Consider the following 9,964-nt stretch of genomic DNA (forward strand, 5'->3'; position numbering starts at 1 on the left):
ATCACATACTTTTTTTCAATATCGTTATGATATCATCATGTGTCAGAACCTTATATCCGCCTTCCATGACAAAGGTTCCGTCTGCAATGCCTGGAAGCATCTCTTCTGTCACACCGAGTTCCCGGATGTTCATGACAAGACCCAGCTCTTTCATATAGGATTCCATGCAGGAGAGTCCTTCTTCTGCAGTCTCTTCATCCGTCTTGCCGTCCGGGTTCACATCCCATACATTTACGGCATAGCGTTTGAACTTCTGAAGGCCGTAAGGCAGAAGAAAACGGTAGTACGGCAAAGATACGGCTGATAATGTCATTCCATGGGTGGCATTGGTATATGCGCCAATGGACTGTCCGATCATGTGCACTTCCCAGTCAGTCGTTTTCCCTTTTGCAACAAAGGTATTTAATGCCCATGTGGCAATCCACATAATATTGCTTCTGGCCTCATAGTCGGCAGGATTTTTTATGGCAGTCCGTGAGCTGTGGATCAGGGATTTTAAAAGTCCTTCCATAATGTAATCAGAGGTACTGTCATCCTCTCCTGAGAAATACTGCTCTAAAATATGAGACATGATGTCAAAAAATCCCGCTGTCATCTGATACTTCGGCAAAGTAAATGTAAATGTGGGATTCAGGATCGAAAACTTCGGAAATACATTTTCCCCGAAAACATGACCGATCTTTAACTTCGTCTCGTGATTGGTGATGACGGACCCGCCGTTCATCTCTGAACCTGTTCCGACCATAGTAAGGACACAGCCCACCGGGATGATTTCATTGTCCACGTTCTCCATGCGCAGATAGTATTTCTCCCATGGATCTTCTTCACAATGAACGGAAATGGACACTGCTTTGGCATAATCACAGACAGAACCGCCGCCAACAGCCAGGATAAGGTCTGCTTTATGTTCTCTGGCAATCTTTACGCCCTCGTATAACTTCTCTACCGTAGGATTGGGCATAACACCTCCGTCTTCAAATACATTTTTCCCGTTTGCCTTGAGAATCTCCATCACCTTATCATAGATCCCGTTTTTCTTGATGGAACCGCCTCCATAGGCAAGCTGTACATTTTTACCATACTTTGGAAGTTCCTCATTTAAATAATTTAAAGAATCCTCTCCAAAATATAATTTCGTCGGGTTTGAATAACTGAAATTTCCTAACATAATATTTCTCCTTCTTCTGTCTCTCACAGTCCTGCCGGCTGTTCAAGCTTTTGTGCAAAGTCCTTCATCGCCTCAGATATTTTCAGCATCTGCGGACAGACTGCCTCACAGCTTTTACATCCGATGCATGCATCCGGACGCTGATCCTTTGGCATGGCACCTACGGCCATCTGTGTAATAATTGTCATGTTGAAACGGCTCTCATTGTATAAGGAGAGCAACGTTGGGATATCCAGTTTTTTGGGACAGTGTGATGTACAGTAACGACAGGCAGTGCATGGAAGAATATCCAGCATACTGTCTGTAACTTCCATCAAAACCTTCATTTCTTCCTCTGTCAGCGGTTTTTCCTCTGCAAATGTAGCCGTATTTTCCATCAGCTGTTTCATATCGGACATACCGGAAAGTACCATGGTCACCCCCGGGATGGACTGTAAGAACCGGAATCCCCAGGCCGGAATCTCCTCATCCGTACGGCAGGCCTTCAGTTTCTCACTGTTTTCATCAGAAAGTAATGCCAGTTTTCCCCCTCTTAGCGGCTCCATAACCCAAATCGGAATCTCATATTCATTGAGCAGTTCCACCTTGGCTTTTGCGTCCTGAAGCTTCCAGTCCAGATAATTCAGCTGGATCTGGCAAAATTCCAGGTCATCGCCGTATGTATCCAGAAAACGTTTTAACGTATCATACCGTCCATGGCAGGAGAATCCCAGATGCCTGATTCTACCGGCTTCTTTCTGCTTTTTAAGATATTCCATAATGCCGTATTTTTCATCCATATAGGGATCTATATTTTTTTCATACACATTGTGGAACAAATAGAAATCAAAATACTCCGTTCCGCATTTTTTCAGCTGTTCTTCAAAAATGCTCTCCACCTTATCCATATTTGACAGATCGTACCCAGGAAACTTATCGGCTAAATAATAGCTCTCCCGCGGATATCTGCCCAATACCTTACCCATGACAATCTCAGACTGCCCGTCGTGATAGCCATATGCAGTATCAAAATAATTGATCCCATGGTCCAGCGCATAATCTACCATCTTTGCAGTCTGCTCTTCATCAATCCGCCCATCTGAATCACCATTCATAATTGGAAGGCGCATTGCACCCAGCCCCAGGGCAGACAGCTTCTTGTCTTTAAAATCTTTATAAATCATACAAATCCTCCTTACATCTTTCACATCGAGTTCATTCTTTATGTATCCCATATATAAAGAATACTCCTTGTAGTTAACTCCAAGTCAAGAAAAATTTTGTAAAAAACCTGTAAAATATAATATTAAATTCGTGTTTCACCAACTAAATTCATGAATGATGATTTTAATGTTACGCTTATAATAGCGGCTGTTTTTACAGCAGCCGCCATTCTTTCATAAATCATTTTTTATTTTCAGTAGTTTCTGCATACTCACAGACTGCTGCCACACCACAGTTTTCAATTTCTATAGAACTGTCTATCAGCAAATCATAGTTATGAACATTTCCCGTACTCTTCTTCAGAAACCGGCTCACACCACTCATTCCTGCAGTCAGTTCCAGGTACCTCCAATGCTATGTGGCTGAACCACGAATCTTTCTTTGCGCCGTGCCAATGTTTCACTTCCGGCCTTATATTGATGACGGTTCCAGGTGTCAGACTTACCGCCTCCTTCCCTTCCTCCTGATACCACCCTTCACCGGCGGTACAGATCAGCATCTGCCCGCCGCCGGTCGCTGCATGGTGGATATGCCAGTTGTTGCGGCATCCCGGTTCAAAAGTAACATTGGCTGCAAAGATTCCCCCATGCTCCTGGGAGTTATTAAGTACATTTAAAAAAGATTCCCCGCTGAAATACTGCGCAAATCCATCGTTAGGCTCACCCTGCCCAAATACATTGATCTCGTCAAAGTCCTTTTTATCTCTTATCTTCATTGATATTCATCCCCTTTTCCTGTTTCTCTGCCGCTGCATTCACACAGCTTAATGCGTTCAAACTCCTTGGGTATCCAATATACGGCAGACACTGAGAAATTATCCTGATTAAAAACTCCTTGTCATTTCCAATCTTCATATTAGCCGCCGCATGGCTGGTAAGCTGAGGCTCACATCCGCCCTGTGCCGCCAGAAAACAAAATGTGATCATCTCCCTTTGTTTGTAGTCAAGCCCGGTTCTCGTGTAATAATCACCAAAACAGTTTGCGGCCAGCCAACGATTGATATGCCTGCTCTCCTGAGGCCCTGACTGCCAAAAATCCCGCATTCCTTCCCCAAAGATCTCCACTTGTACCCGTGTCCCTGTCTCCCTGCGGTTCTCCATCGTGCTGACTGCCTGTCCTTCCAGTGGAAGGGATACCCCTTTTTCTGTCAGCACTTCATTGGTAATCTTTAAAAACGAAAGGACTCTGCCCATTCCCAAATATGCAGCTGCCTGATATACGATTTCTTTTACTTCCACGGGTGTAATCCCTATATTTACAGCCGCAGACAGTAATTCTCTGAACGCTTCTTCCCCCTGACAGCCCAAAAGTGCTGCCAAAACTGCCATAAATCCAATCTTGTCATCCAGTTTGGTCTCATTGACTACTTCACTAAAGGCAAAATGCTCAAAACGCTCCATAAACTCCGGGTCTGTTTCTAAAAGCTCAGAATCACGTCCCTGAAAGATTTTTTCTTTGTATTTTTTTATAGATTCTGTCATTTCCATCGTATTCCCTCACTTTCCTAATCCATCTTTCCTTCATTATATTTGCCATAAGCTTGACCTGGAATCTCCAGTACGTTACGATAGTATAAACTATATGTTTATACAATGAATGGAGGCACCCTATGTATAACAGTCTCTTAACAGCTTTTGTAACTGTGGCTGACTGCGGCAGTTTTACAAAAGCCGCAGAAATCCTGTACATCTCACCTACCGCCGTTATGAAACAGATCAATTCCCTGGAAAACCATCTGGACCTGAAGCTTACAAAACGGACACCCTCAGGGATTCGTCTGACGCCTGCCGGAGAGGTCATCTATAAAGACGCAAAGTTTTTATTCGATTTTTCTAAAAAATCAATTGCCAATGCCAGACAGGCCATGTACTGTACGGACCGCACATTCTATGTGGGAACCTCCCTTTTAAACCCTGCAAAACCCTTTATGGATTTGTGGTACCGCGTAAATGAAGATTTTCCTGGTTATAAACTGCATCTTGTTCCTTTTGACGATGACCACAAAGGCATTCTCTCAGAAATATCACAATTAGGAGAAAAATTTGATGTCCTGATCGGTGTTTGTGATTCTAAGATATGGCTGAATAAATGTCATATGCTTCCTCTCGGAAGATATAAAAAGATGTGTGCAGTCTCAAGGGAACACCGTCTTGCGAAGAAAGAGAAGCTGAAAATCATGGATTTATACGGTGAAAGACTCATGATGGTAAAACACGGTGACTCCGATACCAATGATCATATCAGAGATGATCTTAAGAAACATCATCCTCAGATACAGATAGAAGACACCCCGCATTTTTATGATATGTCCGTGTTTAACCGGTGCGCCGAGACCGGAAATATACTGTTATCCCTGGAATGCTGGCAGGATGTTCATCCTGGGTTAGTGACCATTCCCGTAGAGTGGGAATACAGTATATCCTATGGGCTGTTATATTCACTGAACCCTGCTGATCATGTGCTGCGGCTGGTTAGAACGTTAGAACAGATAAAATAAAAGAGTTTACAGAAGCCATAAAAGCTTCCATAAACTCTCTAAAACAATATAAATATTCTTTTGGACGGGTTTTGCAATTTATTTTTACGGTGTGTTCCTGCGTGCCTGAACCTCACTCAGAAGCAGCTTTTCTATATAAGTGTGGTTCTGCGGGTAAATCAAAAACATAAAAGCGCTGCTGCGGCATTTCTGGCAGTGCTCGCCCTTCAGCCAAAAATCATATCCCATAGAACATCTTGGGTTACAGGAATCCGGATCTTTCATCCGTTTACAGGGTGGTGCAGAAAGAACGGCCTGTACCATTTCTTCAGGAAACGTATCCAGAACCTCTGTGTACTGATTCACATGTGCTCCGTAAATCCGAACAAGCATACCCTTTTTGCGAAACACATAATTTGCGGCGGTTTTCTTATCAAAACTGTAAGAAACCACATACCCGCTCCTGGCAGTCTTTATGTCAATTCTGCATCCCCGCTCCATTAATTTCTCATGAAGTTTCCTGACAAAATCCTGATTTTCTTCCGGAACAGTAACAATAAAATCTTTAAACTCAGCTTTTTGACTCATATTGGGATCCTCCCTACCCTAGTTCGTCTTTTCCTTCACCGCAATCCAGACTTCAACTTGTCCGTCCTGACCATAAAATTCGATGTCCGGCGCCCCGGATTTCATTTTGCCGGTAATATATCCTTTATTTAACGGTTTATATTTTGATTTTGGAAGCCATTTTGTAATTGCCTGTGCTTCTGTTTTTCCTATGGTTTCCACCGTACATGGAAACACTGCCCACGTCATCGCCGGTACGGTATATTCGGCAAAACCATGTTCTGTATCTTTGCTGCTTGAGACAGCGATCATATAATGAAATTTTCTGGAATCTGTTTTATCAGTGTTGTAAATATTGACGCCAAGCAGTCCGCCCGGCTCCTGATCTGACAAATCTAACAATGACGCTTCCAGGTTATCTTCTTTAAACTCAGACCAATGCATGGGGATATCTTTTCTTCCCCCGCCTTTTTTATTTGTCGTCTCAATCAAACTTCCGACAACACGAAAGCTGTCCCTTTTCTCTATACGGAAAGGTAAATCCATATATGTGTCCTCCCATTTTTGTCTGTTTACTGTTCTCCGTCCAGGATCGGTATCCATATCTGGCTCAGATAATTCTTATCATAAAAGTTCCCGCTGCTGTACCACTCCAGTTCCGGGCACTTTGCATGCCGGAACGGATATTTCACCAGCCATTCTTCCTCCAAATACTTCCACCCGCTGTGTATGGCCTGGGGCACAGGGCCGCTTAAATCAAACACCGCCCATGAAGTCTCCGGAATTATTAATTCCCCGTATCCTTCCGGCACTTCCCCGTCTGCCGCTGCCATGATGGAATATTGCATTTCGTTTCGGCTATCCTCCACATTGTGAAAAAGACCAAACAGTCCCGGCGGTTCTCCTTTATCCATGGAAACCAGGCAAGAAAAAACACCGTTTCTCTGACATTCACTCCAAAACTCCAATATTTTGGACGGCTTTTCTTCGTCGTCACAGAAAAACCGGATACTTTTACCTATGAGCCGGAAAGCCGGTTTTTGTTCCACCCTCCATGTATACTCCTGTTTCACTAAAACCTGCATTTTAGGCACAACTTTAAGTTTGGTCTTGCTGATCCGTGCTTCTTTCGGTGAAACACCATGAAACTGCTGAAACGCTCTTGTAAAGGAAGTCGGAGAATCATATCCGTACAGATAGCTTACATCGACGACTCTTTGATCGGTGCTTTTCAAATCATATCCTGCCAGAGTAAGCTTCCTGAAGCGGACATACTCCGCAAAGCTGATGCCGTTCATATAAGAAAATACCTTTTGAAAAAATCCAAAGGAGCACTCCGCGATTTTGGATATCTCACCGGGATCAATCGGTTCCTGTACCCGCTGAAGGTGATGTTCTACATAGTCGATAATCATCTGCAGTTTTTCATTCCATTCCATGATTTCTCACCTCTCTCTTCACTACGTCATTATAATTCATATGAAGAAAAGATTCCTCTCTTTTCAGGTACTGTTCGGATAGACTGCATGTCAAACGTTTAAGATTTTTCCATATGTGCCGTGATAATCGTGTAACTGTGCGCATTGATCGTTATAATACAGCCGTCCGCTTTTACATACCAATTTTTTCCGTTTCTTGTAATTACAGCATTAGGAGATATTATTTTAGATTTGCACCATTTAACCGGATGATCTGTGTCCAGAGAAAGATTTCTTTTGATCCGTTCTGCGCCTAAATCAGTCGTATGGATTCTGTCTATGTTTGCTTTTAATTCTTTGCTTTCGTTCATTTTCATCTAAACCTGTTTTCCTCCGTTTGCTTGTGTGCATGATGCGCGAAGGCTGTCAGCCGTAAGTGTATTTGCACTCTTTATCATATCCGCCGGTGTCCCTTCATATACAACTTCACCGCCATGTTTTCCTCCGTCGGGCCCGATATCTATGATCCAGTCCGCCTGTTTCATCACATCCAGATGATGTTCGATCACTACCAGGGTATTTCCTCTGGATACAAGCATGTCAAATAACTTTAACAGCTTCTGTATATCAGACATGTGCAGCCCTGTGGTTGGCTCATCCATGATGATAATACCGCCCTTTTTTCCCAGATTTTTTGCCAATTTGATTCTCTGGCGCTCTCCTCCGGACAGCGTACTGAGCGGCTGTCCCAATGTCAGATAGGATAATCCCACCTGTTCCATCACATGAAGCTTCTTCAGTATTTTTGCGTCTTCAAACACCTCCATAGCCTGGGAGGCTGTCAGCCCCAGCAGCTCCACAATATTCCTTCCCTTGTAGGTACAGGCAAGCGCCTCCTCGTTATATCTCATTCCGCCGCAGGCTTCACACTCGGTGATGATCGGGTCCATGAAAGCCAGTTCGGTCACGATGACACCCTTCCCGCCGCACACCGGACAGGCTCCTGTGGAATTAAAACTGAACAGTCCTTCCGGTTTCCCGTTTTCTTTTGCCAGCAGTTTTCGGACGACGTCGAAAAATCCCAAATAAGAGGCCGGAGTAGACCGGTTGGTCGCCGTGATCGGGCCCTGATCAACCATTACAACGCTGCTCTCGTACTGAGCGGCAAATACCTTGGAGATCAGAGTACTCTTTCCGGAACCCGCCACTCCGGTCACAACGGTCATAATACCCTTAGGAATGTCCACATCTATGTGTTTTAAATTATGGAGACAGGCTCCCCGAACCGGAAAACTGCCCGCAGAAAGCCGCGGTTTCTGCTTGACCGGAAGAGACTGGCGCATAGCTTTTCCCGTTAAGGTCTCTGAATTTAAAAGATCTTCATAACTTCCCGCAAAAACAATTTCTCCGCCGTTTGATCCCGCCTGAGGACCCACGTCGATCACATAGTCAGCAATCGAGATCACATCCTTGTCATGCTCTACCACAAGAACTGTATTCCCCTTGTCCCGAAGCTGCTTTAACAGTTTGTTCATGCGGCAGACGTCACGGGGATGCATCCCGGCACTTGGCTCATCAAAAATATAAGTCAGCCCGGTCAGACTGCTGCCCATATAACGGACCAGTTTAAGTCTCTGTGCCTCCCCGCCGGATAGTGACGGTGTTTCCCTGTTCAGATGAAGATACTCAAGTCCGATCTCAATCATTCTGTCCAGTCCTTCTATGAGCGTCTGCACCAGCACTCCCACTGTCTGATCTGTTATCTGTGACAGGGCTTCTTTCAGCTGGGGCAGCTCCATCTCACACATATCAGCGATAGAATATCCATTGATTTTACAGCTTAATGCCGCATCATTCAGCCGTTTTCCATGGCAGTCACTGCATTCCATCTCCGCGATCAGATTTTGAGACTTTTCCTGTGTGTGTCTGCTTTTACTGCTGATATCCCGATTCAGGAGTGTTTTCGTATATTTATGATAGATCCCGGTAATTTTCGGATTTTCCGGTTCACCTCTTCCGTCTCTGGAGCCATACATAAGAAGATTGTATTCTTCTCTGGAATAATCTTTGATCGGTTTATCAAGGTCAAACAGACCGGACCCGGCATACTGTCTCCAATACCAGGAACCACGTCGGTAAAGAGAATCTTTGATACAACCCTCATTCCACGACTTCTCAGGATCTATCAGAGCTTTGATATCCACCTTTGTAATTTTTCCAAGGCCCGAACAAGTTTTGCACATCCCGTTTGGATCATTAAATGAAAAATAGGAGGCTGTGCCCGCATATGGTTTTCCTATTCTTGAGAACAAAAGACGCAGGCTGGAATACAGTCCGCTGATGGTCCCTACCGTTGAACGTGCATTTCCACCCAGCGGGGACTGATCTATGACAACAGATGCTGTCAGATTGTCGATCCTCTCCGCTGCCGGTTTTGGATGCTTAGGCAGTCTCGACCGCACAAACGCCGGGTAGGTAGCATTCATCTGCCGCTGTGACTCCGCTGCAAGGGCGTCAAAGACGATACTGGATTTTCCGGAACCGGACACTCCGGTAAAGACTGTGATCTTTTCTTTTGGAATTCTGAATGAAACATGTTTTAAATTATTTTGGGTAAGTCCCTGTACAATGATATCTGACATCTGTTATTCATACCTCTCTTCATTTTTGTATGATGTATACCTTCAATATAAGGAAGGTGCCGGCTGTTTCCATGATATTATAAATTGTAAAATAATCATACTATAAGCGTCAAATTTATTCCTCTCTTTTCCTGCCTTCTTTTGCCAGCTTTCATAAAGCAAAAAGCCGGAAGCATTGATATCACATTCAAAGCTTCCGGCTCTTCTTTTATCTTCTCTTTTTCCTTATCCCCGCTGCAAGTCCGGTCAATGCTGCCCCGAACACCAGGGTGAGGCACAAAATCTGTCTCTCATCTCCTGTTCTGCTGACACGCTTTCTTCTCACTCTTTTCTTATACTCCCATTCCGACACCGTCTTTTTCTGTTTTGGCTTTTTCGCAGTCGTCGGTGCCGCCGTAGTCTCCGTCCTGTCCGCTTCTTTCCACTTCGCCTTTAACTCTATATCTCCGTGAACCGGAGTCTTGAAATCCCACTTCACTTCGTTTCCGTC

General features: G+C 44.3%; 10 protein-coding genes and 1 pseudogene. 1 reads left to right on the plus strand and 10 read right to left on the minus strand.

Annotated features, from left to right (window positions below; genetic code table 11):
• Position 1 precedes the first annotated feature (1 nt).
• The 4 genes from QVP35_RS03210 to QVP35_RS03225 all read right to left on the minus strand — a co-directional run bounded on the left by QVP35_RS03210 (position 2) and on the right by QVP35_RS03225 (position 3,858).
• Complete coding sequence (locus tag QVP35_RS03210; RefSeq protein WP_009289448.1) at positions 2-1,168, minus strand: iron-containing alcohol dehydrogenase; 1,167 nt, start codon at positions 1,166-1,168, stop codon at positions 2-4.
• 23 nt (positions 1,169-1,191) lie between these two features.
• Positions 1,192-2,331 carry an aldo/keto reductase gene (locus QVP35_RS03215; RefSeq protein ID WP_039930394.1) on the minus strand — a complete coding sequence of 380 codons (1,140 nt, stop codon included), beginning with the start codon at positions 2,329-2,331 and terminating at the stop codon, positions 1,192-1,194.
• Positions 2,332-2,645: 314 nt separating this feature from the next.
• A complete protein-coding gene (locus tag QVP35_RS03220) occupies positions 2,646-3,086 on the minus strand; it encodes a cupin domain-containing protein (RefSeq protein ID WP_006566662.1) in 441 nt (146 codons plus the stop codon).
• Positions 3,070-3,858, minus strand: a complete 789-nt coding sequence (locus QVP35_RS03225) for a carboxymuconolactone decarboxylase family protein (RefSeq protein ID WP_009289446.1) — start codon at positions 3,856-3,858, stop codon at positions 3,070-3,072. The genes QVP35_RS03220 and QVP35_RS03225 overlap by 17 nt, the downstream gene beginning before the upstream one ends.
• Before the next feature lie 122 nt (positions 3,859-3,980).
• On the opposite strand from QVP35_RS03225, the gene QVP35_RS03230 reads away from it, so the two are divergent.
• A complete protein-coding gene (locus QVP35_RS03230) occupies positions 3,981-4,868 on the plus strand; it encodes a LysR family transcriptional regulator (RefSeq protein ID WP_009289445.1) in 888 nt (295 codons plus the stop codon).
• Positions 4,869-4,952: 84 nt separating this feature from the next.
• Here the strand turns inward: QVP35_RS03230 and QVP35_RS03235 are convergent, their stop codons facing one another.
• From QVP35_RS03235 to QVP35_RS03260, 6 genes and pseudogenes are all read right to left on the minus strand, one after another.
• Positions 4,953-5,435: a hypothetical protein gene (locus tag QVP35_RS03235; RefSeq protein WP_009289444.1), complete on the minus strand. Its 483-nt coding sequence runs from the start codon at positions 5,433-5,435 to the stop codon at positions 4,953-4,955.
• Positions 5,436-5,453: 18 nt separating this feature from the next.
• Positions 5,454-5,960 (minus strand): GyrI-like domain-containing protein, encoded by a 507-nt coding sequence (locus QVP35_RS03240; protein WP_022260789.1) that lies wholly within the window; start codon positions 5,958-5,960, stop codon positions 5,454-5,456.
• 26 nt (positions 5,961-5,986) lie between these two features.
• Complete coding sequence (locus QVP35_RS03245; protein ID WP_009289442.1) at positions 5,987-6,853, minus strand: AraC family transcriptional regulator; 867 nt, start codon at positions 6,851-6,853, stop codon at positions 5,987-5,989.
• A gap of 98 nt (positions 6,854-6,951) precedes the next feature.
• The gene (locus QVP35_RS03250; RefSeq protein ID WP_009289441.1) at positions 6,952-7,209 is read right to left on the minus strand and encodes a DUF3781 domain-containing protein; all 258 of its coding nucleotides are present in this window, start codon (positions 7,207-7,209) and stop codon (positions 6,952-6,954) included.
• Positions 7,210-9,474, minus strand: coding sequence for an ATP-binding cassette domain-containing protein (locus QVP35_RS03255; protein WP_009289440.1), 2,265 nt, complete (start codon positions 9,472-9,474; stop codon positions 7,210-7,212).
• Between the two features lie 208 nt (positions 9,475-9,682).
• Positions 9,683-9,964: pseudogene (locus QVP35_RS03260) on the minus strand (hypothetical protein); the annotation flags it as partial.

Source organism: Anaerostipes sp. CAG:276, from assembly GCF_000432215.1.
Taxonomy (GTDB): domain Bacteria; phylum Bacillota; class Clostridia; order Lachnospirales; family Lachnospiraceae; genus Anaerostipes; species Anaerostipes caccae.